Genomic DNA, 22,730 nt, shown 5'->3' with positions numbered 1-22,730 from the left:
GCCGCGGGTTCTCACACGTCGTCTGGCGAGTACGCCGCGACGCCGTGTATTGGCATACAAAAGGAGTGGCGCACGGAGTCCAGACGGCGTGTGAGGTCCCGCCACCCGCACCGCCAAGCAAGGTGATTCTGCAACGACCCCTAAAACTGGGAAATGCCGCACCGTTCCGGGCGCACCGACCCCCGGACCGCTGCCGGGAGTGAGTCACCACCAGCGTTCGAGGACCTGGGCGACTCCGTCTTCCGCGTTCGTGGTGGTGACCTCGTCGGCCGCCGCGAGGGCGTCGGGGTGGGCGTTGCGCATGGCCACGCCGTGCCCCGCCCAGCCGAGCATCGGGACGTCGTTGGGCATGTCGCCGAAGGCGATCACGTCCGACCGCGCGATGCCGAGCTCCGCCGCCACCGCCGCCAGGCCCGACGCCTTGTCCACACCGGGCGCGGAGAGCTCGATCAACCCCGTTTCCACCGAGTACGTGGACTTCAGCTGGTCGCCGATGATCTCCCCGGTGGCCGCCGCCAGCTCGGCGCTGCTGAGACCGGGGTTCATCACCAGCAACTTCATCGCCGGCTTGCCGGTCATCTCGTCGAGCGGCGAGACGCGGATGTCGGTGTTGCGCCAGTTGCGGTGGAAGTCGGCCTCGGCGAGGAACTGCTCGTGCAGGTCGTCACGGGCGCTGCTGGTCGCGCGCTCGACGGCGAACGCGCACCCGCTCAGCTCGCGCCGCAGCTCCCCGACCACGTCGTGCAGCGTCACCGGATCGATGTCGTGGCTGTGCAGGACCTCGTCGGCAGCGGTGTCGTAGGTGACCGCGCCGTTGGCGCACACGGCGACGCCCGACACCCCGAGCGCGTCGACCACGCGCGGCATCCACCGCGGCGGTCGCCCTGTGACCAGTACGAACGGCGTTCCGGACGCGGCGACCCGGCGGGCCGTGGCCGCTGTCCGGGCGGAAACCTCCTCCATCGGGTCGAGCAGGGTTCCGTCCACGTCTGATGCCACCAGGCCAGGTTCACGCACGAGGACCATCATGCCCGCCGGAACGGGACGCGCGGGCAAAGTCGCTGGTGGAGCGGTGAGGGACGTTCATCACCTGATCGGGTCGAGCGGCGTCGGGCGGGACCAGTACCGTCTACCCGTGCGCGTTGGGATCGTGATCTTGCCCGAACACCGTTGGTGGGCGGCCGAGCCGCTCTGGCGAATGGCCGAGGAGTACGGCTTCGCCCACGCCTGGACCTACGACCACCTCGGTTGGCGCTCCCTGGTGGACAAGGCCTGGTACGACGCCGTGCCCACGCTGACCGCTGCCGCCACCGTCACCTCGACGATCCGGCTCGGCACGCTGGTCGCCTCCCCGAACTTCCGGCACCCGGTGCACTTCGCCCGCGAGCTGACCGCCCTCGACGACATCGCCGACGGCCGCGTCACCCTCGGCGTCGGCGCGGGCGGGACCGGGTTCGACGCGAACGTGCTGGGTCAGGCCGAGCTCTCCCCGCCGGAGCGCTCCGACCGCTTCGCCGAGTTCCTCGAACTCCTCGACCACGTGCTGCGCTTCGACGTCACCGACTACGACGGCACCTACTTCTCCGCGGTCCAGGCGCGTCGCGCGCCCGGCTGCGTGCAGCTGCCGCGGGTCCCGTTCGTGGTGGCCGCCAACGGCACCCGCTCGATGCAGCTGGCCGCGCAGTACGGCCAGGGCTGGGTGACCACCGGCCGCGGCGGCGACGACGCGGAGAGCTGGTGGAGGGCGGTCGCGGAGCTGTCGCTGCGCTTCACCGACATCTGCCACGAGCAGGGCCGCGACCCGAAGCGGGTGGACCGCTACCTGCAGGTCGACGCCGCACCGGAGTTCTCGCTGTCCAGTGTGGAGCACTTCCGCGACGTGGTCGGCCGGGCGGGCGAGCTCGGCTTCACCGACGTCATCACCCACTGGCCGCGCCCCGAGAGCCCCTACGCGGGCAAGGAGTCGACCGTCGAGGAGATCGCCACCGAGGTCCTGCCCGAGCTCTAGGTGTGCCGCTCCGCCGACCCGGGTATCCGTCGTCGGCAGGAGGGTGGTGTCGATGTCGGCGCAGACGAAGGTCCGCAACCTGCTCGATGAGGCGGGAACCAGCTTCGCGACCGAAGCCGGGATCTCGCTGGCCAACAAACCCTCTCCGCTGTACCGGCTCTCGGTGCTCGCGGTGCTGCTCTCGACGCGGATCAAGGCGGGCATCGCGGTCGACGCCGCCCGGGAGCTGTCGCAGTGGAGCAGCCCGCAGAAGATGTTCGACGCCACCTGGCAGCAGCGCGTGGACGCCCTCGGCCGCGCCCACTACCGGCGCTACGACGAGAGCACGTCGACCGCGCTCGGCGAGGGAGCCGAGCTGCTGCTCGACCACTACGGCGGTGACCTGCGGAAGCTGCGGTCCAAGGCGAACGGGGACCCGGAGGAGGTCCGGCGCCTGCTGATGGACCTGCCGCGGCTCGGGCCGGTCGGTGCCGACATCTTCTGCCGCGAAGCCCAGCTCGTCTGGCCGGAGCTGCGCCCCTACTTCGACACCAAGGCGCTCAACGGCGCGAAGAAGCTCGGGCTGTCCACGGATCCGGACGTGCTGGCCCGCCACGTGGAGGGGCACGATCTGGCGAGGCTGGCCGCAGCCCTGGTGCGCGCGACGCTCGACCGGAGCCTGCTCAGCGCAGTCAGCTGACGCCCCGCACGCAGAAGACCCCGGGCTCCGAGCCCGGGGTCTTCGCCGTCTAGCTGGCCGTCACTTCGGTTCGATGACCTCGCGACCGCCCAGGAACGGGCGCAGCGCCTCGGGAACCCGGACGGAACCGTCGGCCTGCTGGTGGTTCTCCAGGATCGCCACGATCCAGCGGGTGGTGGCCAGCGTGCCGTTGAGCGTCGCCGCGAATCGGGTCTTGCCGTCGGCGTCGCGGTAGCGGGTGCTCAGCCGCCGCGCCTGGAACGTGGTGCAGTTCGAGGTCGACGTCAGCTCGCGGTAGGTCTGCTGGCTGGGCACCCACGCCTCGCAGTCGAACTTGCGGGCAGCGCTGGAGCCGAGGTCGCCGGCGGCCGTGTCGATCACCCGGTAGGGCACCTCGATCTTGGCCAGCATCTCCTCTTCCCAGGCCAGCAGGCGCTGGTGCTCGTCGTGCGCGTCCTCCTCGCGGCAGTAGACGAACATCTCCAGCTTGTTGAACTGGTGCACGCGGATGATGCCGCGCGTGTCCTTGCCGTACGACCCGGCCTCGCGGCGGAAGCAGGTCGACCAGCCCGCGTAGCGCGCGGGCCCGGCGGCGAAGTCGAGGATCTCGCCGGAGTGGTAGCCGGCCAGCGGCACCTCGGAGGTGCCCACCAGGTAGGCGTCGTCCTCCTCCAGCCGGTACACCTCGCTGGAGTGGGCGCCGAGGAACCCGGTGCCGTCCATGATCTCCGGGCGCACCAGGACCGGCGGCACGACCAGCGTGAACCCGGCGGCGGTGGCCTGCGCGGCGGCCATGTTCAGCAGCGCGAGCTCCAGCTGCGCACCGACGCCGGTGAGGAAATAGAAGCGGGCGCCGGCGACCTTCGCGCCGCGCTCCATGTCGAACGCGCCCAGCGCGTTGCCCAGCTCCAGGTGGTCCTTCACCTCGAAGTCGAACTCCGGCGGGATGCCCACGTGCTTGAGCACCGCGAAGTCGTCCTCGCCGCCCGGCGGCACGTCCGGCTCGACGACGTTGGAGACGGCCTTCTGCAGCCGCAGCAGCTCGGCGTCGGTCTCCGACTGCTCGGCCTCGGCCTCCTTGACCTGCCCGGCCAACTCCTTGGCCTGGGCCAGCAGAGCCTCGCGCTCCTCGCCCTGCGCCTTGCCGACCTTCTTGCCGATCTGCTTCTGCTCGGCACGCAGGTTGTCGGCCCGGGACACCGCGGACCTGCGACGCTCGTCGGCCGACAGCAACGCGTCCACCAAGGACGCGTCCTCACCACGTGCGCGCTGCGACAAGCGCACCGCTTCCGGATCCTCGCGTAGCGTCTTCAGGTCGATCACAGCTGGTCAGCGTAGTCGCAACCAGAACCAACGCCACGTCCAGGGTGGAGACGCACCCAAGCCCACCGTTTCCCCAGGCAGTGGGGTCCCAATTTCTTAAGTATTTGATGTTCACCCGGGTGACGTTCAAATACTTAAGAAATTGGGGACTTCCGGGCGGGCGGGTTATTGCGGGATGCGGTGCGGGACGAAGGCTGCGCCGTCGTCTGTGATGAGGCCCGCGGTTTCCCGAATCCCCAGGCCGGCCGACTCGTCTCCGACGATCCACGCCCCGAGCGCGGGCCTCATCCCGTCGAACTCGGGCAGCGGGTCGAACGCCTGGTAGACGAACCCCTCTTCGCCGTAGAACCCGCCGGTCTCGGTCTCCCAACCGGGCGCGGCGATGGTGATGTTGTTGCCTTCGCGTCCGAGCCGCGGTTTGCGCACGTATTCGGTGAGCAGTCCGGGCTGGTCGAGGTAGGTGGGCAGCAGGTTGGGGTGTCCGGGGTGCATCTCCCAGAGGATCGCCAGCAACGCCTTGTTGGACAGCAGCATCTTCCACAGCGGTTCGACCCACTGGGTGGCGGGCAGCGTGCTGACGGCGTGCTTGCCGAACTCGTCGTCGACCATCCACTCCCAGGGGTAGATCTTGGCGACGGTGTTCATGGGCGCTTCTTCGAGGTCGACGAAGCGCTCCAGGAGGTTGTCCCAGCCGATCTCCTCGATGGCCAGGCCGACCGTGTTGAGGCCTGCCTCGGCGGCGGTCTCCTGGAGGTAGGCGGCGGTGATGTGGTCCTCACCGGTGTGCTCCTGGCCGGACCAGGTGAAGTGCACCTCGTTGGTGGCCAGCTGCGGCTTGATCTCGGTCCAGCGCTCGACGAGCTTCTCGTGGATGGAGTTCCACTGGTCGTCGCCGTCGTGGACCTCGGTGAGCCAGTGCCACTGCACGACCGCGGCTTCCAGCAGCGAGGTGGGCGTGTCGGCGTTGTACTCCAGCAGCTTGGCCGGGCCGGAACCGTCGTAGCGCAGGTCGAAGCGCCCGTAGAGGTGCGGGTCGCGGCGGCGCCAGGACTCGGCGATCTGCGGCCACACCCACTCGGGGATGCCGAAGTCCTTGTAGCGCTCGGTGGTGATCACGTGGTCGACGGCGTCGAGGCACATGGAGTGCAGCAGTTCGACGTCGGCCTCCAGCGAGAGGACCTCGTCGAGGCTGAACTCGTAGTGCACGCCCTCGTCCCAGTAGGGCCGGTTGCTGCCGTCTGCGGCGCGCGCCGGGGTCCCGAAGACGAGCCCGAGCTCTTCGACCTTCGACTGCCAGTCCGGGCGCCGGGCCCCGGTCTTGCGCTTCACTCGTCAGCTCCCGCTGCTACCGGACTTGCTGCTGATGCCGAACCCACCGCGCTGGACGGTCGAGCCCTTGGAGTCCTTGATCGTGGTGCCGGACGGCTTGTTGAACGACGAGCTCGACACTGGCGAACCGACGCTCGGCGCGGGCGAGCCCGGCGAGGTGTAGGCGTAGCGGTACGAGGGGGTCGGCGACATCGGGCCGCCGAGGAACAGCGGCATGAACACGAAGCCCGAGTGGTGGTCGACGTAGCCGCCCTGGCTCTTCACGTAGTTCTCGTCGCAGTTCTCGGGCGCCGCCGTCACGGCCTGGCCGGCCTGCTGCTCCTGCGCGCAGTACTGCTGCGAGGCGTTGGCCGACGCGCTGACCTCGGAGGCCGAGTACATGGCGGCCACGAGCGCGACGACGCCGACGGTCGCTCCGCCGCCGATCATCGCCTTCCGGCGCTTGGCGGTCTTGGCCGCGGCTGCCGCCTGCTCGGCGCGCTCGGAGTCGGCGCGGCGCTGCTCGGCCATCTGCCGGGCCTTCTGCTCGGCGAGCGTGGGCTCGCGCGGCGTCGTGCTCTGCGGATCCTGGTAGCGGATCTGCCCCTGGTTGTCCGCCGGCACCTGCTGGGTCGGCTCGTCCGGGGAGGAGTCCCCCTTCGGCCGCTCGTTGTCTGCCACTGGCTCGCCATTCTCCGTCATTGACCCACTCCCAAGCGCCCACACTACTCAATGAATGGACGCGTCCGGCAACGAATGAGTTCCCTTTCATCCGCACTTCAGGGGCGGAGGAGTGCCAGCGCGGGTCTGGACCAGGCATCATGTGTTCGATGGTCCAGCCCGCACGCACCCCGAAACCGCGACGCAACCCGCCCAACACCAAGCTGGTGATGGTCGCGGCGGCGATCGGCGCACTGCTGATCCTCACGGTCAGCCTCCTGCTGAACTGGCCGATGGAGTCCGGCAAGGTCGGCGGGCCCGCGGGCGTCGGCGAGGCGCCCGCGCCGGAGGTCGTCTTCGAGACCCGCGCCGGGGAGTGCCTGAACTGGACGGAGCCGGACGCCGCCGACATCCGCAAGGTCACCTGCGCGGAGCCGCACCTGTTCGAGGTCACCGGCCCGTACGACCTGCGCGAGTTCGGCCCGAACGCGCCGTTCCCGACCACCGATCAGTGGCAGGACGTCAAGCAGCAGCGCTGCATCGAGGTCTCCGACCGGTACCTGGGCGACAAGTTCGACAAGGAGGGCCGCTTCACGGTCGGGGCCTTCACCCCGAGCCAGGAGGGCTGGGCCGACGGCGACCGCACGCTGCACTGCGGGCTCCAGCAGCCGGGACCGTCCGGGAAGCTGTTCCCGATCAGCGGTGAGGCCGGGAAGATGGACCAGTCGAACGTCTACCCCGCCGGCCGGTGCCTGGGCATCAACGGCACCCAGGTCTGGGACCCGGTGGACTGCGCGCGGCCGCACTCGGTGGAGCTCAGCGCCGTGATCAACCTGGCGGACCAGTTCCAGGGCGACTTCCCGCCGGAGAACGACCAGGACGGGTTCCTGGCAGGCAAGTGCGAGGAGCTGACCGCGGCCTACGCGGGCGGGCCGACGGCGGCCAAGGACAAGGGCCTGGTCGTCTACTGGGACACGCTGTCCGAGGAGAGCTGGGCGGCGGGTTCGCGGCAGGTCAACTGCAAGCTGAGCGCTCAACTGCAGGACGGCAGCGGTCTCGCCCCGGTCACCGGCAGCGTCAAGGGCGACGTGCAGGTCGGCAACGCCCCGGCGGGCAACAACCCGACGGCGACCGAGCCGGGCGCCCCCGCCACCGAGCAGCCGCGCTGACATGCCGGTGGAGATGACCCGCGCCCGGTTCGACGAGCTGGTCAGCGATGCCCTGGACCGGCTTCCGCCGGAGTTCGCGACGGCGATGAACAACGTGGTGGTGCTCGTCGAGGACGCCCATCCGGAGGACCCGGAGCTGCTGGGGCTCTACGAGGGCATCGCGCTGACCGAGCGGGACCACACCTACAGCGGCGTCCTGCCGGACACGATCACGATCTTCCGCGAACCGCTGCTGGTGATGTGCGGCGACGAGGACGAGGTCGTCGAGGAGGTGGCGATCACCGTCGTGCACGAGATCGCCCACCACTTCGGCATCGACGACGACAAGCTCCACGAGCTCGGCTGGGGCTGACCGCCTCCTCAGGAGTCGTTTCAGAATGCGGCGGAGCCGTTGCCTCAGGTGTGGGACTCAGCCCCGCACCGCCGCGGGTTCTCACACGTCGTCTGGCGAGTACGCCGCGACGCCGTGTATTGGCATACAAAAGGAGTGGCGCACGGAGTCCAGACGGCGTGTGAGGTTCCGCCACCCGCACCGCCAAGCAAGGCGATCCTGCAAGAACCCCTCAGTCGACGGTCCGGCCCAGGTAGGCCATCAGGCGGCCTGTCGGCGAGGGGTTCTCGGGCGGGGTGGTGGCGGGACCGAAGGCTTGCGGGCTGCGCATGGCCTGCTCCGGGACGGAGTCGATCAGGTCCTGGCAGAAGACCTGCAGGTCGGCCGGAAGCTCGGCCGAGCGCCCGCAGCTGCGGTGCAGGTCCCAGCCGTGCATGGCCACGTCGGCGATCGGGAACGCCAGCGCCTGGTGCAGCGGGACCTCGCCCGCCGGTGAGCTGCGGGGCGCGTCCAGGTCGGCGTCCGGGACCGCGCGACGCACCCGCTCGCCGATCGCGCGCAGCTCCGCCACGGGGTCGGTGCGCACCCAGTCGGCGGGCTCGGACGGGGTGTCCCAGGACGTGCCGCCCTCCAGCAGGACCGCGATCTTCGTCGCGCTGCCGGTGACGTGACCGACGAGGTCGCGCACGCTCCAGCCGTCGAGGTTGGACGGCTCGTCCCAGCGGGACGCGGGAACCTGCTCCACCGCTGCCACGAAGAAGTCCAGCGCCTGCCCGGCCACCGCGCCGATCCGCGCGTTCACGTCACCCATGAACGGCACCGTAGAGCCCGGCCCCGACAACCGCGCGCCACTTCCCGGCTGCCGAAGAACGTCTGCGACGCACGTCGCCATCGAGGCCGGAGGTGGGGACGGAACGCCTCCATCGCGCCGGCGTTAGAGGAGGCCGTCCCAGGTCAGGCAGCGCCAGCCGGTGCGGGTCGCCGAGTCCGACTCGATCACGATCAGGCCGGTGTTGGGCAGGTGCAGCGAGTCGGCATCGGCACCGGTGATCTCGTCGACCAGCACGCCCGCCACCAGCCGCAGCATCGCGCCGTGGCTGACCATCACCACCGTGCCCTCCGCCACGCCGTCCAGAGCGCTTCGGGCTCCCGCGAGGAAGCGGCCGATCGCATCGCGCCCGGACTCCCCGCCACCGGGCATCGGCACGTCGAGCTCACCGCCGTGCCACCGCGCGTAGACGTCGTCGAAGACCGGCAGCGCCGAGCCGCCCAGGCCCTCCAGCTCACCGACGAACACCTCGTGCGTCCCGTCGACCACCTGCAACGGCAGGCCGAGCCGCCGCGCGACCGGTGCGGCGGTCTCCTGGGCGCGTCGCGCGGCGCTGGCGCGCACGGCGACGATCTTGTCCTCGCGCGCCGCCAACCGCTCGGCCAGCTCCTCCGCCTGCTGCGCGCCGAGATCGGTCAGTCCCGGGCCGGGCGGAAGGGTGTCGAGCAGCTTGGCGACGTTGGCCGGGGTCTGCCCGTGCCTGGCCAGCACGAGCCGGACGCCCTCCGGTGCCGACAACTCGAATTCGCTCACGCGAGCCTCCCCGCACGCACTGCGGCCAACCAGTCGGCCGCGTTCCGGAACGCCTGCTCCGATGATCCCGGCCGCACCGACGCGACCGCCCGGTCCGCCTTCGGGTAGGAGCCGAGGAAGCGCACCGAATCGCAGCGCCGCCGCAGCGCGGCCATCGCTTCGCCGACCCGCGCATCCGCCACGTGCCCGTCGAAGTCCAGGTAGAAGCGGTAGTGCCCGAAGCTGTGCTTGACCGGCCGGGACTCGATCCGGCTCAGGTTGATGCCGCGCAGCGACAGCTCGGCCAGCATGTCGGCGAGCGTGCCCACCTCGTGGCTGATCACCGCGCAGATCGACGTCCGGTCCGCCCCCGTGGGCTCCGGCAGCGCGCCGGGCCTGCGGACCAGCAGGAACCGCGTCGCCGCGTCGCGGACGTCGGCGACGCCGGTCTCCAGCGCGCGCAGCGCCGGGTAGTGCTCCAGGGCCACCGGAGCGGAGATCGCCGCGTCGAACTCGCCCGCGGCCACGGCGGCGGCCGCGGCGGCGGTCGAGCTGACCGCCCGGACATCGGCCTTCGGCAGGTTCTCGGTCATCCAGCCGCGCACCTGCGCCAGCGCGTGCGGATGGCTGGCGACGGTCTCGACCCGGCCCAGATCCATCCCCTGCTGGGCCAGCACGTCGAACTGGACCGGGATCACGACCTCCTTGACCGCGACCAGCGGATCATCCGCGGTCAGCGCGTCGAGGGTGACCGGAACCGATCCCTCCACGGAGTTCTCCACCGGAACGCCCGCGGCCAGCACCTCCCCGGACCGCACAGCGGCCAGCGCGACCGGAACGGTGTCGCTGGGCACGAGCTCGGCGTCGAAGTCGGCGGTCAGCAGCCGGGTCGCTTGCTCGGTGAAGGTTCCGGGCGGGCCGAGGTAGGCGATTTCTGGCACCCGCCCAGGTTACGGCCCGCCCGGCGGGAGTCGTGCCCGGCCACGTGAACGGTTTTCACCGGACACCGGGGGTTTCGACGCTCCGTGATCGCTCCTGCCGGGCCGTACACGGCTAAACGGCACGTCGCCGCAGATGTGACCTACCCAATGCCACTACTCGGTGCATTCCTGCGATGCTGTGTGGTGTGACCGCAGATTCGGGGCGCTCATCGTCAGAAGGAGCGGAGCCGGAGCTGCAGCTCGTCCTCTGCGCGTTGGACGAGTCGCTGGCAGCGGCCTGGCACGAGATCGCGGAAAGCCGGCCCGGCATTTCCGTTCATCAAGGCTCGGTTCTCGACGCCCGGGCGGACGCCGTCGTCAGCCCCGCCAACTCCTACGGGTGGATGCGCGGCGGCATCGACGCCGTGTACGCCCGCACCTTCCCGGAAGTCGAGGAGCAGGTGCGCAGCGCCGTCCTCGCCTACCACGGCGGCGAGCTGCCGGTGGGCGAAGCACTGCTGGTCCCCACCGGCGTCCCCAGCCCGATCTGGCTGATCAGCGCACCCACGATGCGCGAACCCGGCGAGACGCTGCCCGCCGACACCGTGCACCCCTACCTCGCGGCGCGCGCGGTGCTGCGGCTGTGGGCGAGCGCGGTCCTCGACAACGGGGCCCCGGTGCACCGCGTCGTGCACTCGATCGCGATGCCCGGCCTCGGGACCGGAATCGGCGGTGCCGCACCGGAGCTGTGCGCGCGCCAGGTCGCGGCCGCCTGGGACGAAGTGTTCGCCCAAGCGGACCTTCGCTGACCCCGTTGCCAGGCGGAACAGGTGGGCAGTAAGTACCGTCAGGCACGGCCGACGAACGTAGGAGGTTGCCCCAATGCTGATTCGCCGTTTGGCGCGTCCGATGCTCGCCTCGATCTTCATCATGGGTGGGATCGGTGCCCTCAAGGACACCCCGAACCACGCCAAGGGCGTCGCCCCGATGCTGGAGAAGGCCATCGACCCGGTGCGCGATTCGCTGCCGGAGCAGGTGCCGACCGACACCGAGACGCTCGTGCGCATCGACGCGGGGGTGAAGATCGGTGCCGGCGCTCTGCTGGCGCTGAACAAGTTCCCGCGACTGGCATCGCTGCTGCTGGCGGGCAGCATCGTGCCGACCACGCTCGCCGCCCACCGGTTCTGGGAGCAGGACGACCCGCAGCAGCGCGCTGAGCAGCAGGTCCACTTCCTGAAGAACGTCGGCCTGCTCGGCGGGGTGCTGCTGGCCGCGGTCGACACAGGCGGCAAGCCGAGCGTGGGCTACCGGGCCCGCAAGAGCGCCCGCATCGCCAAGAAGACGGCGAAGACCGCCAACAAGACGGCGGGCAAGAAGACGAAGAAGAGCAAGAAGTAACCCGGAAACCGGCACTGCTGAGCGGGCCGCCCCGAGCGCCCACTAGCGTGGGCGTCGTGGCGGTCAGGGTGCTGTTGGTCGATGATCACGAGGTGGTCCGGCGGGGTCTGCGCGATCTGCTGGACACCGAATCGGACATCGACATCGTCGCGGAGGCCGGCGGTGTCGGTGAGGCGCTGGCACGAGCGCAGGCCACCATCCCTGACGTCGCGATGATCGACATGCGCCTGCCCGACGGGGACGGACTGGAGCTGTGCCGCAAGCTGCGGGCGCTCGACGACCCGCCGTACTGCCTGGTCCTGACGGCGTTCGACGACGAGCAGGCGCTGGTCGGCGCGATCAACGCGGGCGCATCCGGCTACCTGCTCAAGCAGGTGCGCGGGCAGGACCTGGTCAACGCGGTCCGCGAAGTCGCCGCCGGCCGCTCGCTGCTCGACCCGGTCACCACCGGGCGCGTGCTCGACCACCTGCGGCAGTCGAGCAGCCCGGAACCGGACGAGCTGGCCGCGCTCACCGAGCGGGAGCGCAGGGTCCTGGAGCTGATCGGCGAGGGCCTGACCAACCGCCAGATCGCCGAGCGGCTGTTCCTCGCCGAGAAGACCGTCAAGAACTACGTGACCTCGGTGCTGGCGAAGCTCGGGATGGAGCGGCGAACCCAGGCAGCCGCCTGGGTCGCCCGCCGCGAGAAGCCCTGAGCTCAGGCGCCCCGCTCGATCACTGCTTGGTCCGGACCTCGACCGAGGTGCCTTCAGGACCGTGCTCGACGGTGATCTCGGCCTTGCTCAGGACGGCTTCGCGGATGGAGGAGCGGAGGCGGTCCTTGAGCTCCGTCGGAGCGTGCTCACCGCTGCACTTGCGCTGCAGCAGCGCCTTCAAGTGCTCCTCGATGCCGAAGTGCTCCAGACACGTCCCGCAACCGTCGAGGTGCCGCTGCACTGCCTCGCGCCGCTCCTGGTCGCACTCGTTGTCCAGGAACAGCCACACCTCGGCGAGCGCGTCCTGGCAGGAGGCCTCGTCGGGTTCACCGCAATTCATGAAGTGCTCACCTCCTGCTGGTTCTGCCGCAAGAAGCCTCGATCACGGGCGACGTCGGTGAGCATCTCACGCAGCTGCCTGCGACCACGGTGCAGCCTCGACATCACGGTGCCGATCGGGGTGCCCATGATCTCGGCGATCTCCTTGTAAGCGAAACCTTCCACGTCCGCGTAGTACACGACCATGCGGAACTCCTCGGCCAGCAGCTGCAGCGCGGCCTTCACGTCGGTGTCGGGCAGCCTGTCCAGCGCCTCGACCTCGGCCGAGCGCAAGCCCGTCGACGTGTGGTTCTCCGCCTGCGCCAGCTGCCAGTCGGCGATCTCATCGGTCGGCTGCTGCTGCGGCTGGCGCTGCCGCTTGCGGTAGCCGTTGATGTAGGTGTTGGTCAGGATCCGGTACAGCCAGGCCTTCAGGTTCGTGCCCTGGGTGAAGGACTTGAACGCCGAGTAGGCCTTCAGGTACGTCTCCTGGACGAGGTCCTCGGCGTCCTGCGCGTTCCTGGTCATCCGCAGCGCGGCACCGTAGAGCTGGTCCAGCAGCGGCATCGCGTCCCGCTCGAAGCGGGCCGCACGCTGCGCTTCCGTCTCCTCCGCGCCGTCGGCGTCCTGCGCTGACGCAGCGTCGACACGCGCGGTGTTGGCAGAGTCCTCGGGGGTGCTAGGCACCAGGCTCCTTTCCCGCCGCCCGGACGACGTGGCGGCAGACGACGAACCCATGCACTCCTTCGCATGGTCCGTGTTCGAGGATACCCGCGCTGTCCTGCCATTTCCTGATGGCGAGGACTGCGGGCGCGGGGGCCGGTCCAGCACGCAGGTGTTCGTCGAATCCATCGTCACGCTCGGTGGAACGCGGTTCCGGCGACCTCTTATTCCGGGCTTCTAGAGTGACCTGCGTGGCAGGCAAGGAAACCCCAGCGACAGCGCTGCTGAACAAGAAGGGCGTGACGCACCGCGTGCACGCCTACGACCACGACCCGCGTGCGGATTCGTTCGGCCTCGAAGCGGCCGAAGCCCTCCAGCAATCGCCCGACCGGGTGTTCAAGACCCTGGTCGCCGACGTCGACGGACACCTCACCGTCGGCGTGGTCCCGGTCACCGGCCAGCTCGACCTCAAGGCGCTGGCCGCCGCAGCGGGCGGCAAGAAGGCGAAGATGGCCGAGATCGCCGCGGCCGAACGCGCCACCGGCTACGTCGCGGGCGGCATCTCACCGCTGGGCCAGAAGAAGCGCCTCGCGGTCGTCATCGACACCTCCGCCCAGGCCTTCGACACGATCTTCTGCAGCGCGGGACGCCGCGGTCTGGAGATCGAGCTGTCCCCGCAAGACCTGGCCGACCTGCTGGGCGCGACGTTCGCCGAGATCTCCGCCTGAAGGAATCCGGGAGGAGCGACCCCGCGAGGCCGCTCCCCCCGGCACCCGGTGCCGCTGCCGCGCAAACAGCCGCACCCCGCGCCGGGCAGGACGGGGTCCGCCCTGTCCGGTGTTGCGAGAGCTCGGGGGCTCGGCGCCGCCCGATGTTGCGACTCCCGGCGCCGAGGATCAACGCCGAGGATTTCAGATGGTGATCACGCCCCGGGTCCGAGCCGCCCACCTGCGTCGAACGCCGCCGCGGCAGCCCCGCCGCCAGGCGACACCACCCGACCGGGCGACCTAGGGGCTGTTCATCAAGCCGGCGGAGCCGCATCCTCGTTCACCACTTGAGCAGCTGGCACCGCCGCGGGTTCCGAGCGCCTTCGTGGCGAGCGCGCCGGGACGCAGTCGTGTGGGTGGTGTGGGGGAAGTTTTCATGAAAACTTCCCCCACACCACCCACACGACATGCATCAGGTTCCGCCACCCGCACCACGCGCAGAACGAGGCCCGAACAGGTCCTAGTCGATGAGCCGCAGCACCCGGGTCAGCCATTCCGACGTCGCCCGGTGCACGGCGTCCACATCGGCCTTGAGCGAGTGGTCCCCGGCCACCAGCACGACCTCGCGGTTGTGCGCGGGCTCGGGCCTGCCGAACGCGTCGCGCTCCCCCTGCACGACCAGAACCGGGTTGCCGACCTCATCGATCTCGGCCGCTCGCGACTTCTCCGGCTTGCCCGGAGGGTGCAGCGGGAACGCCAGGCACAGCACCGCCTGCGCCTCACCCTCCTCGGCCGTCCGGCAGGCCACCCTGGCCCCGGACGACCGCCCGCCGAAGAGCAGCGGCAGCTCCGCGAACCAGCGCTCGCCGAGATCCTCGACCACCGCCAGCCACGCCGCGTCCAGCTGCTTGGCCGGAGCGGGTGCCCTCCGGCCCGCCACCCGGTAGGGCTGCTCGACCAGCGCCACGTGCACGCCGGCATCGGTGGCCGCGCGGGTCGCGGCGACCAGGTCGGGCGCGTTGATGCCGCCGCCCGCGCCGTGCCCGAGCAGCAGCGCGGCACGACCTTCCTCGGCGCAGTGCAGCTCGGCCCTCGCCGGGCCGTGCGGGGTGTCGACCTCGACGCGGGTCATGACTCGAACAACGCCGCTTGCTCAGCCGGCTCGGGCACCGGGTCGGACGGTTCCAGCAGGTCAGGATGGTTGTTGCGCATGCTGTTCACCTCGGTCGACACGGTGTGGAGCGCCAGCTCGCCGAGCGCCCCGGAATCGGGGCTCAGCAGCTCGTCGATCTCGCTGCGGGCCGGATCCAGCCAGTCCGCCCAGCGGTCCTCGGGCAGCACCAGCGGCATCCGGTGGTGCACGTCCGCCAGCTCACCGACCGCGTCGGTCGTGACCACCGCGCAGGTCACCAACGGCTGACCCGCCGAGTTCGGGTCCCACCACGCGGAGAACACGGCCGCCATGGCCATGCTCGCGCCGTCGCGGCGCCGGCACAGGTAGGGCTGGCGGCGCTTGTCGCCGGGCTTCCACTCGTACCACCCGGTCGCGGGCATCAGGCAGCGGCGCCGCCGCGCGGACTCGGCGTAGGCGGGCTTGGTGGTGATCGTCTCCGCCCGCGCGTTGATCATCGGCGGACCGCCGGTGGCCTCCTTCGCCCAGGTCGGCACCAGGCCCCAGCGCACCGGGCGCACGCTGCGCTCAGCACCGCGCTGGACCACGATCGGGACGGTCTTGGTGGGCGTGATGTTGAAGTCCGCGCCGATCGCACCACCGGTCCGATCCGCAGCCGCGAACTCCTCGGCCAACGCCGCCGGGTCCCGCCGCACGGCGTAGCGACCACACATCCGCTCTCACCTCGAACTCGACTACTTCTCCCGGTCCAAACCTACCGCCTCGTCGCGCGCGTCGAGAGACACGCGATCGAGCAGTTCCACGCCGTTGTTGCGGACGCTGTTGACGGCCGTGGACACCGGCCTGACCTCGAGCGATTCGGCGATCTCCAGCGACGGCGGCGCGAGCAGATCCGACACGTCCGGCTGATCCGGATCCAACCAGCGCGACCACGCCTGCGACGGCAGCACCATCGGCATCCGGTCGTGCACCTCGGTCAGCCGCCCGACCGCCGCGGCGGTCAGCACCGAGCAGGTCACCAGCGGCTCGGACTCGTCGTCCTCCCGCCAGGTCGAGTAGATCCCGGCCATCGCCAGGCTCGAACCGTCCGGCGGGGTCATGAAGAAGGGCTGCTTCTTGCCGCCCTCGCGCTTCCACTCGTACCAACCGTCGGCGGGCACCAGGCAGCGGTAGCGCTTGATCGAGCTGCGGAACGCGGGTTTGCTGGTCACCGTCTCCGACTTGGCGTTGATCATCCGGTTCCCGATGGACTTGTCCTTCGCCCAGAACGGCACCAGACCCCACCGCATCACCCGGATCGACCGCTCCGTGCGCTCCAGATCGGCCTCACCGGTCTCGTCCTGCGGGTGCCGCTGCACCACGGTGAGCACCCGCTTGGTGGGGGCGACGTTGAAGTCCGCACCCGGCGCCGCGCCCCCGGTCGCGTCCAGGGCCGCGAACTCCGCCGCGAGCTTCCCCGGGTCCTTGCTGGAGGCGTACCTGCCGCACATCCGCCAGCCACCTCCTGCGCGTCGAAGGGCGTGTCGTCCACTTCATCCTGGCAGTCCGGGTTCACCCCTGGCGAGCGTCGTGACGCCCCGGCGCTGAAATACCCGGGTGGAATGCGGGATCATTGACCCATGACCCAGCTCTGGCCTGCTCCCGTCGCCGCCGGCGCGGTGCGCGCGACCGTCCCGCTGCCCGGTTCGAAGTCGATCACCAACCGGGCGCTGGTGCTCGCCGCGCTCGCCGACGGTCCCTCCGCGCTGCGCTCGCCGCTGCGCAGCCGGGACACCGAGCTGATGGCCTCCGCGCTGCGTTCGCTGGGCGCCACGATCACCGACGGCCCGGACGGATCGTGGCAGGTCGACCCGGCTGACCTGCGCGGACCGGCGGAGGTCGACTGCGGCCTGGCCGGGACCGTGATGCGCTTCCTGCCCCCGGTGGCAGCCCTGGCCACCGGCCGGATCTCCTTCGACGGCGACCCGCAGGCCCGCAAGCGACCGCTGGGAACCGTGCTCGACGCGCTGCGCGAGCTGGGCGCGGACATCACCGGCGGCTCGCTGCCCTTCGAGGTGCACGGCACCGGCAACCTCAACGGCGGCACGGTCACCATCGACGCGTCGGCGTCCTCGCAGTTCGTCTCCGGCCTGCTGCTGTCCGCCCCGCGCTTCGACCACGGCATCACCGTCCGGCACTCCGGCCCGCCGGTGCCCTCGCTGCCGCACATCGAGATGACGGTCGCGATGCTGCGCGACGCCGGAGTCGTCGTCGACGCCTCGCAGCGCAACACCTGGCGCGTCGAGCCAGGCAAGATCAGCGCGCTGGACGCCGACGTCGAACCCGACCTGTCCAACGCGACCCCGTTCCTCGCGGCCGCGGCCGTCACCGGCGGCAGCGTCACCGTGCCGGGTTGGCCGAACCGGACCACCCAGCCCGGCGACGCGATCCGCGAGATCCTCGCCCAGATGGGCGCCGACGTCCGCCTCGACTCCGACGGGCTCACCGTCACCGGACCCGACGAGCTCGCGCCGGTCGACATCGACCTGCGCGCCGTCGGAGAGCTCACGCCCACCGTCGCGGCCCTCGCCGCGCTGAGCTCCGGCCGGTCCCACCTGCGCGGCATCGCGCACCTGCGCGGGCACGAGACCGACCGGCTCGCCGCCCTGGAGAACGAGCTCAACGCCCTCGGCGGCCAGGTGCAGCAGACCGAGGACGGTCTGATCATCGACGCCAAGCCGCTCACCGGCGCCGAGTGGCACTCCTACGCCGATCACCGGATGGCGACGGCGGGCGCGATCCTCGGTCTGAAGGTGCCGGGCGTGGTGGTCGAGGACGTCGCCACCACCAGCAAGACCATCCCGGACTTCCCGGGGATGTGGGCCGCGATGCTCGGGGACTCCGCGTGATCCCGGGAGCCAGGAGATGAGCAAGCGCGGCTGGCGGAACCTCGACGAGTCCGACGTGCGGGTGCGCCCCGGCAGGGGCAGCAGGCCCCGCAGCAAGCAGCGCCCCAAGCACGCGGACGCGGCCGAGGCCATGGTGATCGCCGTGGACCGCGGCAGGTGGACCGTCGCCCTCGACGGCGACCCGGGCCGGGTGGTCACCGCCATGCGGGCCCGCGAGCTCGGCCGCACCCCGGTCGTCGTCGGCGACCTGGTGGGCGTCGTCGGCGACACCTCGGGCAAGCCGGACACGCTCGCGCGCATCGTCCGCGTCGCCGACCGCACCAGCGTCCTGCGCCGCACCGCCGACGACACCGACCCCTACGAGCGGGTGGTCGTCGCGAACGCCGAGCAGCTCGTCATCGTCACCGCGCTCGCCGATCCGCCACCGCGCCCCGGGTTCATCGACCGCTGCCTGGTCGCCGCCTACGCCGGCGGGCTGTCGCCGGTGCTGTGCCTGACCAAGTCCGACCTGGCCGACCCGGGCGAGTGGATCGCGAACTACTCGTCGCTGGACATGCCGATCACCATCACCAGCCTCGACGCCGAACCCGCCGAGCTGCGCGAACTCCTCGCCGGCCGGGTGTCCGCGCTCGTCGGCCACTCCGGCGTGGGGAAGTCGACCCTGGTCAACCGACTCGTTCCCGATGCCGAGCGCGCGACCGGTGAGGTCAGCGGCGTCGGCAAGGGACGGCACACCTCGACCTCCGCGGTCGCGCTGGCCCTGCCCGGCAGCGGCTGGGTCGTCGACACACCCGGCATCCGCTCCTTCGGCCTCGCGCACGTGACCGCGGACGACGTGATCGCCCCGTTCGAGGGTTTCGCCGAGGCGGCCGAGGAATGCCCGCCGAACTGCGGCCATCTCGGCGGCACCGACGATCCCGACTGCTACCTCGACACCTACGCCGAGGAGGGAGGCGGCAGCGCTGATCAGCTCGCCTCGCTCCGCCGCCTGCTGAACTCCCGGGCCGGACGCGAGGAGACCTGATCAGCGGGCGAAGTCGTTCCCCCGAATGGGGAATCGCGTCCCAGGTGGGGTCGGGACTTCGTTGTTAGCGTTGGCCGGCGACGACGTCCGAAACTTCCGCCACTTCTCGCCGAGGAGCACGCCCGATGCCCCGTGCCCGCACCAGGACTGCGGTGTTGTCCGCTGGCCTCGTCATGACCGCAACTCTCGGTGCGTGCACCAGCGCGCCACAGCCCCACGCGGCGATGCCGATGGCGCGCCCGGATCCCCGTCCCGTGGCCGAAGCGATGCTGACCGACACCATCAACAAGATCAACCAGCACGGCACCGCGCACGCCACCATGTCCGGAAGTCTCGGCGTGGTCGGGCAGCTCAACGCCGACGGCGCCGTCCGCTACCGGGGCCCGCAAGCCGATCTCGCGCTCGACGGCAAGACCCGCAACACGCGCACCGAGGACCTCGCTGTGTCCATCGTGGACGAAGTCGGCTACCTCAGCACCCCGCTGGCCCGGCCCGACGCGAGCAAGCCGTGGCTGAAGATCTCCCAGGACGGCTCGGACTTCGGCTCGAAGCTGCTCAGCCCAGCGCTGGACCAGCTGCACGAATCCGTCGACCCGCGAGCCACTTTCAGCGGCATCGAGCAGGCGACCCGCATCCAGGACTCCGCACCGGACACCGTCGACGGGCGCCCGACGACCCGCTACGACCTGCGGGTCCTCACCGACGAAGCCGCCAAGACCGCAACGGACGAGCAACAGCGCGAACGCTTCCAGCGGGCCGCCGAGGACGGCGAGCGCGAACTCGGCTACCAGCTGTGGCTCGACGAGCGGGGTCTGCCCGCGAAGTTCGCCGCCACCACGAAGGTCGCTCAGGCCGGCCAGGTCTCGCTCGTCTCCACCTACCGCGACTGGGGAAGCCCGGTGGACATCCACCTGCCTCCCGCCGCCGAGGTCGGGATCTTCAACGACCTCCCGCCGATGGCCCAGCCGCCGCGCTGAGAGCTCACATGAGTTCGAGCAGGAAGGGGACTTCCTGCGGGGCGAACCACGCGAGCTCGTGATCCTCGGCCTCGCCGAGCGCGAACTCCGCGTCCGGGTCGCCGAGGTCGGCGGCATCGATGACCTCGGCGGCCGCGCGGACCGCTTCCTCGGCCTCCGAGGTGTCGACGTGAACGGCGGCGAGCTGCCTCCAGCTCACCGGGCCGGACACCTTCACCACCGCGTGGTCGAGGTCCGGGCGCAGCGTCACCTCGTCCAGGTCGGCGGAGATCACGACCCGCCGCGGCTCGACCTTGCCCTCCTCGTCCGCGGCCAGCAGCCGCAGCGAGGCGCGGGCAGCCTCCCGCATCGCGGCGTACTCCAGCTCCTCGGTGTCGCCGGCCGCGTAGGACTCGCGAAGCGCCGGAGTCAGCGCGAACGCCGTCCCGCCCAGCGGCTGCAGCTGCTTGTCCGCCACCAGCTGCTGCAGCATCGGCAGCGTGGCGGGCAGGTAAATCCTCATGCGTCGACCGTCCCGATCATCTCGTCTACAGCTTCACCGATCATCGCCGCCAGGACGCCGACGTCGGGCATCGCGTCCCGGTCCGCGTTCAGCCCGAAGTACACAGCACCGTTGTACGAGGTCACACCGACCGACAACGACTGGTTCTTGGCCAGCGGCACCACCGGGAACATCTCCATCATCCTCGCCCCCGCCGCGTACAGCGGCACCTGCGGCCCGGGAACGTTGGTGACCAGCACGTTGAACAACCGGTCCGAGAACTCGTTGGCCACCCGGGCACCCAGCGCGTGCAGCGTGGGCGGTGCGAAACCGCCCACCTTCACCAGTGTGTCCGCGGCGACCGATTGACCGGACTCGGCGTGCGCGCGCATGGCATGGCTGACCTGGTGCAACCGCATCGTCGGGTTGCCCTCGCCCACCGGCAGGTCCACCAGGTACGCGGAGACCTGGTTGCCCGGCGTTCCGACCGGCAGGCTCGCCGTGTCCTGGTAGGCGGCGTCCGCCTCGGCGTCGTCCGAGCGGACCGAGACGGGGACCATCGCGCGCAACGTCGTCGACGGGGTGACCACTTCTCCCCGGGAGAGCAGCCAGTTCCGCAGGGCCCCGGCCACCACCGCCAGGACGACGTCGTTCACCGTGCTGCCGTGCGCCTGCCGCACCGACCTGAGGTCGTCCAGCTTCGCCTTGGCCACGGCGAAGCGACGCTGCGTCGACGTCGGGGCGTTGAGCGGTCCGCTGGGCGCGGGCACCAGCGCGGCGCGGACCGCGGAGGCCACACCACCGAGCGTGCGCGTCACCTTCTGCACCGTCGCCGAGGCGTCGACCATCGCGGCACGGACGTTCTCCACGACCTCACCGGGCCGCTGCACCGCGTCCGTGGCCGCTTCCACCAGCAGCTGCGCGACGGTCGGAGCCGGCCTCGGCATCCACAGCGCGTCGACGTCCTCCATCACGCGGTTCCGCTTGACGTCGAAGATGACCTGGCCGATCTCGATCGCACCGATGCCGTCGATCATCGCCTGGTGGGTCTTGGTGATGATCGCGACCCGGTTCTTCGACAACCCCTCGACCAGGTACAGCTCCCACAGCGGGCGCGTGTGGTCGAGCTTGCGGGACATCAGGCGCGCCACCAGGTCGTGCAGCTGATCGTCGTTGCCCGGTTTCGGCAGCGCCGACCTGCGCACGTGGTATGTCAGGTCGAAGTCCTGATCGTCCACCCACACCGGACGCGCGAGGCTGCCCGGAACCTCCATGACCCGCTGCCGGTAGCGCGGCACCAGGCCGAGCCGCCGGTCGATCAGCGAGAGCAGGTTCTCGTAGTCGAAATCGCTGCGCGGTCGGCGGAACACCGCGACACCGCCGACGTGCATCGGCGTCGTGTAGTCCTCCAGGTAGAGGAATGAGGCGTCGACGGCGGAGAGGCGATCGGGCATGCGGAGATCCTGGCACACATGCTCATCGTGCCGAGGGGTTCACCCTCCAGCTCCCGACAGGGGCATGTGACACTTGATGGTGTGACCAGCGAAGTTTCCCCGAAGGACCGATTCGTCACCGTCTACGGCCGCAAGCCCGTGATGGAGGCGTTGGCCGACTACGACCTGCGGGTCGACAAGGTGATCGTCGCGGAGGGACTCCGCGGGGGGCCCATCGCGGAAATCGAGGAGGCCGCCGCCGACCGCGCCGTCAAGGTGCAGCGCGCCAGCGCGCACCGGGTGAAGGTGCTCGCCGGCAACGGCCGGCACGACCAGGGAGTCGTGGCCGACGTCGTCGCCCGCAAGATGCGGCCGCTCGTCGACGCCCTCGCCGACCCCGCCACCGCCCCGCGCACGATCCTGCTGCTCGACGGCCTGACCACGCCCGCCAACGTCGGCATGATCCTGCGGACCGCGACGGCGTCCGGCATCGACGGGATCGTGGTGCCACACCGAGGCGTTGCCGGACTCGATCCGCTGGTCATCAAGGCGTCCGCTGGAGTCGCGTTCCACGCACCGGTTCTGCGCAGCCGCACCGCCTCCGAGGCAGCGGAACTGCTCACCGACGCCGGATATCCGCTCTACGCGCTGGACGCCGACTCCGAGCACAGCCTCTACGACACCGATTTCGGCGACCGCGCGGTGTTCGTGCTCGGCAGCGAGACCGCCGGCCTGTCCACGGAGGTGGAGGAGCGCATCGCTCAGCAACTGTCCATCCCGATGGCCAACGGGGTCGAGTCCCTCAACGTCGCCAGCGCCGCAGCGGTCCTCTGCTTCGAACTCCGCCGCCGCATGTCCCGCTGATTTCTCCCGCTGGGACGGGCGCCGCGGCTCTCGTCACCGCGATAGTTCTCGTCGTCGCGACACCCGCGGTGGTGTTCTGGGTGGTGGGTGGGGAAGTTTTCATGAAAACTTCCCCACCCACCACCCAGAAAAACCCAGAACGACCGAAAGAACCGGAGAGCCCGGAAACCCAGAACAACCCGAATAGAGGT

At 70.5% G+C, this 22,730-nt stretch carries 26 protein-coding genes; 12 read left to right on the top strand and 14 right to left on the bottom strand.

What is annotated here, in order from left to right; translation table 11 throughout:
- Positions 1–204 precede the first annotated feature (204 nt).
- Positions 205–1,017, bottom strand: coding sequence for an HAD family hydrolase (locus tag ACYVF3_RS31315; protein ID WP_461157891.1), 813 nt, complete (start codon positions 1,015–1,017; stop codon positions 205–207).
- Positions 1,018–1,135: 118 nt separating this feature from the next.
- Between ACYVF3_RS31315 and ACYVF3_RS31310 the strand changes: the two genes are divergently transcribed.
- Positions 1,136–2,008: an LLM class flavin-dependent oxidoreductase gene (locus ACYVF3_RS31310; protein WP_461157890.1), complete on the top strand. Its 873-nt coding sequence runs from the start codon at positions 1,136–1,138 to the stop codon at positions 2,006–2,008.
- A gap of 52 nt (positions 2,009–2,060) precedes the next feature.
- Complete coding sequence (locus ACYVF3_RS31305) at positions 2,061–2,687, top strand: endonuclease (RefSeq protein ID WP_461157889.1); 627 nt, start codon at positions 2,061–2,063, stop codon at positions 2,685–2,687.
- A gap of 60 nt (positions 2,688–2,747) precedes the next feature.
- On the opposite strand, the gene serS is transcribed toward ACYVF3_RS31305, so the two are convergent.
- The 3 genes from serS to ACYVF3_RS31290 form a co-directional block, all read right to left on the bottom strand.
- On the bottom strand, positions 2,748–4,010 hold the full coding sequence (serS, locus tag ACYVF3_RS31300) for a serine--tRNA ligase (RefSeq protein WP_461157888.1): 1,263 nt from the start codon (positions 4,008–4,010) through the stop codon (positions 2,748–2,750).
- A 165-nt stretch (positions 4,011–4,175) separates the two neighbouring features.
- Entirely contained in the window at positions 4,176–5,339 is a 1,164-nt protein-coding gene (locus tag ACYVF3_RS31295; protein WP_461157887.1) for a glutathionylspermidine synthase family protein, read from the bottom strand.
- A 3-nt stretch (positions 5,340–5,342) separates the two neighbouring features.
- Complete coding sequence (locus tag ACYVF3_RS31290; protein ID WP_461157886.1) at positions 5,343–5,999, bottom strand: hypothetical protein; 657 nt, start codon at positions 5,997–5,999, stop codon at positions 5,343–5,345.
- A gap of 149 nt (positions 6,000–6,148) precedes the next feature.
- On the opposite strand from ACYVF3_RS31290, the gene ACYVF3_RS31285 reads away from it, so the two are divergent.
- Entirely contained in the window at positions 6,149–7,147 is a 999-nt protein-coding gene (locus ACYVF3_RS31285; RefSeq protein ID WP_461157885.1) for a septum formation family protein, read from the top strand.
- 1 nt (position 7,148) lies between these two features.
- The gene (locus ACYVF3_RS31280; protein WP_461157884.1) at positions 7,149–7,499 is read left to right on the top strand and encodes a metallopeptidase family protein; all 351 of its coding nucleotides are present in this window, start codon (positions 7,149–7,151) and stop codon (positions 7,497–7,499) included.
- A 211-nt stretch (positions 7,500–7,710) separates the two neighbouring features.
- On the opposite strand, the gene ACYVF3_RS31275 is transcribed toward ACYVF3_RS31280, so the two are convergent.
- From ACYVF3_RS31275 to pheA, 3 genes are all read right to left on the bottom strand, one after another.
- The gene (locus ACYVF3_RS31275) at positions 7,711–8,289 is read right to left on the bottom strand and encodes a TIGR03086 family metal-binding protein (RefSeq protein WP_461157883.1); all 579 of its coding nucleotides are present in this window, start codon (positions 8,287–8,289) and stop codon (positions 7,711–7,713) included.
- 123 nt (positions 8,290–8,412) lie between these two features.
- Positions 8,413–9,060, bottom strand: coding sequence for a histidine phosphatase family protein (locus tag ACYVF3_RS31270; protein WP_461157882.1), 648 nt, complete (start codon positions 9,058–9,060; stop codon positions 8,413–8,415).
- Positions 9,057–9,980: a prephenate dehydratase gene (gene pheA, locus ACYVF3_RS31265; protein ID WP_461157881.1), complete on the bottom strand. Its 924-nt coding sequence runs from the start codon at positions 9,978–9,980 to the stop codon at positions 9,057–9,059. The genes ACYVF3_RS31270 and pheA overlap by 4 nt, the downstream gene beginning before the upstream one ends.
- Before the next feature lie 173 nt (positions 9,981–10,153).
- Between pheA and ACYVF3_RS31260 the strand changes: the two genes are divergently transcribed.
- From ACYVF3_RS31260 to ACYVF3_RS31250, 3 genes are all read left to right on the top strand, one after another.
- Positions 10,154–10,768, top strand: coding sequence for a macro domain-containing protein (locus tag ACYVF3_RS31260; RefSeq protein WP_461157880.1), 615 nt, complete (start codon positions 10,154–10,156; stop codon positions 10,766–10,768).
- A 73-nt stretch (positions 10,769–10,841) separates the two neighbouring features.
- Positions 10,842–11,357, top strand: coding sequence for a DoxX family protein (locus ACYVF3_RS31255; RefSeq protein WP_461157879.1), 516 nt, complete (start codon positions 10,842–10,844; stop codon positions 11,355–11,357).
- Positions 11,358–11,413: 56 nt separating this feature from the next.
- Positions 11,414–12,052 (top strand): response regulator, encoded by a 639-nt coding sequence (locus ACYVF3_RS31250; protein WP_461157878.1) that lies wholly within the window; start codon positions 11,414–11,416, stop codon positions 12,050–12,052.
- A gap of 19 nt (positions 12,053–12,071) precedes the next feature.
- On the opposite strand, the gene rsrA is transcribed toward ACYVF3_RS31250, so the two are convergent.
- Positions 12,072–12,392, bottom strand: coding sequence for a mycothiol system anti-sigma-R factor (rsrA, locus tag ACYVF3_RS31245; RefSeq protein ID WP_461157877.1), 321 nt, complete (start codon positions 12,390–12,392; stop codon positions 12,072–12,074).
- Positions 12,389–13,057 carry a sigma-70 family RNA polymerase sigma factor gene (locus ACYVF3_RS31240; protein ID WP_461157876.1) on the bottom strand — a complete coding sequence of 223 codons (669 nt, stop codon included), beginning with the start codon at positions 13,055–13,057 and terminating at the stop codon, positions 12,389–12,391. The genes rsrA and ACYVF3_RS31240 overlap by 4 nt, the downstream gene beginning before the upstream one ends.
- A 227-nt stretch (positions 13,058–13,284) precedes the next feature.
- Between ACYVF3_RS31240 and ybaK the strand changes: the two genes are divergently transcribed.
- Entirely contained in the window at positions 13,285–13,761 is a 477-nt protein-coding gene (gene ybaK / locus ACYVF3_RS31235; RefSeq protein ID WP_461157875.1) for a Cys-tRNA(Pro) deacylase, read from the top strand.
- 499 nt (positions 13,762–14,260) lie between these two features.
- On the opposite strand, the gene ACYVF3_RS31230 is transcribed toward ybaK, so the two are convergent.
- Genes ACYVF3_RS31230 through ACYVF3_RS31220 form a run of 3 tightly spaced genes read right to left on the bottom strand, consistent with a single transcriptional unit; the run spans position 14,261 to position 16,362 of the window.
- Positions 14,261–14,872 carry an alpha/beta hydrolase family protein gene (locus tag ACYVF3_RS31230; protein WP_461157874.1) on the bottom strand — a complete coding sequence of 204 codons (612 nt, stop codon included), beginning with the start codon at positions 14,870–14,872 and terminating at the stop codon, positions 14,261–14,263.
- The gene (locus ACYVF3_RS31225) at positions 14,869–15,585 is read right to left on the bottom strand and encodes an SOS response-associated peptidase (protein ID WP_461157873.1); all 717 of its coding nucleotides are present in this window, start codon (positions 15,583–15,585) and stop codon (positions 14,869–14,871) included. The genes ACYVF3_RS31230 and ACYVF3_RS31225 overlap by 4 nt, the downstream gene beginning before the upstream one ends.
- A gap of 21 nt (positions 15,586–15,606) precedes the next feature.
- Positions 15,607–16,362 (bottom strand): SOS response-associated peptidase, encoded by a 756-nt coding sequence (locus ACYVF3_RS31220; RefSeq protein ID WP_461157872.1) that lies wholly within the window; start codon positions 16,360–16,362, stop codon positions 15,607–15,609.
- 129 nt (positions 16,363–16,491) lie between these two features.
- Between ACYVF3_RS31220 and aroA the strand changes: the two genes are divergently transcribed.
- From aroA to ACYVF3_RS31205, 3 genes are all read left to right on the top strand, one after another.
- The gene (gene aroA / locus ACYVF3_RS31215) at positions 16,492–17,760 is read left to right on the top strand and encodes a 3-phosphoshikimate 1-carboxyvinyltransferase (protein ID WP_461157871.1); all 1,269 of its coding nucleotides are present in this window, start codon (positions 16,492–16,494) and stop codon (positions 17,758–17,760) included.
- A gap of 16 nt (positions 17,761–17,776) precedes the next feature.
- Positions 17,777–18,784: a ribosome small subunit-dependent GTPase A gene (rsgA, locus tag ACYVF3_RS31210; RefSeq protein WP_461157870.1), complete on the top strand. Its 1,008-nt coding sequence runs from the start codon at positions 17,777–17,779 to the stop codon at positions 18,782–18,784.
- A gap of 125 nt (positions 18,785–18,909) precedes the next feature.
- Positions 18,910–19,761, top strand: coding sequence for a hypothetical protein (locus ACYVF3_RS31205; protein ID WP_461157869.1), 852 nt, complete (start codon positions 18,910–18,912; stop codon positions 19,759–19,761).
- Positions 19,762–19,765: 4 nt separating this feature from the next.
- Here the strand turns inward: ACYVF3_RS31205 and ACYVF3_RS31200 are convergent, their stop codons facing one another.
- Positions 19,766–20,263: a DUF6912 family protein gene (locus ACYVF3_RS31200; protein WP_461157868.1), complete on the bottom strand. Its 498-nt coding sequence runs from the start codon at positions 20,261–20,263 to the stop codon at positions 19,766–19,768.
- Positions 20,260–21,696, bottom strand: a complete 1,437-nt coding sequence (locus ACYVF3_RS31195) for a WS/DGAT/MGAT family O-acyltransferase (RefSeq protein WP_461157867.1) — start codon at positions 21,694–21,696, stop codon at positions 20,260–20,262. The genes ACYVF3_RS31200 and ACYVF3_RS31195 overlap by 4 nt, the downstream gene beginning before the upstream one ends.
- A gap of 81 nt (positions 21,697–21,777) precedes the next feature.
- On the opposite strand from ACYVF3_RS31195, the gene ACYVF3_RS31190 reads away from it, so the two are divergent.
- Positions 21,778–22,539 (top strand): TrmH family RNA methyltransferase, encoded by a 762-nt coding sequence (locus tag ACYVF3_RS31190; RefSeq protein ID WP_461157866.1) that lies wholly within the window; start codon positions 21,778–21,780, stop codon positions 22,537–22,539.
- Positions 22,540–22,730: the final 191 nt, after the last annotated feature.

The organism is Saccharopolyspora tripterygii, assembly GCF_054778355.1.
The sequence above is the reverse complement of the archived record's forward strand: the minus strand, read 5'-3'. Positions and strand labels throughout refer to the sequence as shown.

Bases quoted from the DNA above. Each gene is read 5' to 3' on its own strand.
- ACYVF3_RS31200 (WP_461157868.1), bottom strand. From the start codon at position 20,263: ATGAGGATTTACCTGCCCGCCACGCTGCCGATGCTGCAGCAGCTGGTG.
- aroA (WP_461157871.1), top strand. From the start codon at position 16,492: ATGACCCAGCTCTGGCCTGCTCCCGTCGCCGCCGGCGCGGTGCGCGCG.
- rsgA (WP_461157870.1), top strand. From the start codon at position 17,777: ATGAGCAAGCGCGGCTGGCGGAACCTCGACGAGTCCGACGTGCGGGTG.
- ACYVF3_RS31230 (WP_461157874.1), bottom strand. From the start codon at position 14,872: ATGACCCGCGTCGAGGTCGACACCCCGCACGGCCCGGCGAGGGCCGAG.
- ACYVF3_RS31260 (WP_461157880.1), top strand. From the start codon at position 10,154: ATGCTGTGTGGTGTGACCGCAGATTCGGGGCGCTCATCGTCAGAAGGA.
- ACYVF3_RS31225 (WP_461157873.1), bottom strand. From the start codon at position 15,585: ATGTGTGGTCGCTACGCCGTGCGGCGGGACCCGGCGGCGTTGGCCGAG.
- ACYVF3_RS31220 (WP_461157872.1), bottom strand. From the start codon at position 16,362: ATGTGCGGCAGGTACGCCTCCAGCAAGGACCCGGGGAAGCTCGCGGCG.
- ACYVF3_RS31205 (WP_461157869.1), top strand. From the start codon at position 18,910: ATGCCCCGTGCCCGCACCAGGACTGCGGTGTTGTCCGCTGGCCTCGTC.
- ACYVF3_RS31195 (WP_461157867.1), bottom strand. From the start codon at position 21,696: ATGCCCGATCGCCTCTCCGCCGTCGACGCCTCATTCCTCTACCTGGAG.
- ACYVF3_RS31285 (WP_461157885.1), top strand. From the start codon at position 6,149: ATGGTCCAGCCCGCACGCACCCCGAAACCGCGACGCAACCCGCCCAAC.
- ACYVF3_RS31305 (WP_461157889.1), top strand. From the start codon at position 2,061: ATGTCGGCGCAGACGAAGGTCCGCAACCTGCTCGATGAGGCGGGAACC.
- ACYVF3_RS31255 (WP_461157879.1), top strand. From the start codon at position 10,842: ATGCTGATTCGCCGTTTGGCGCGTCCGATGCTCGCCTCGATCTTCATC.
- ACYVF3_RS31280 (WP_461157884.1), top strand. From the start codon at position 7,149: ATGCCGGTGGAGATGACCCGCGCCCGGTTCGACGAGCTGGTCAGCGAT.
- rsrA (WP_461157877.1), bottom strand. From the start codon at position 12,392: ATGAATTGCGGTGAACCCGACGAGGCCTCCTGCCAGGACGCGCTCGCC.
- ACYVF3_RS31275 (WP_461157883.1), bottom strand. From the start codon at position 8,289: ATGGGTGACGTGAACGCGCGGATCGGCGCGGTGGCCGGGCAGGCGCTG.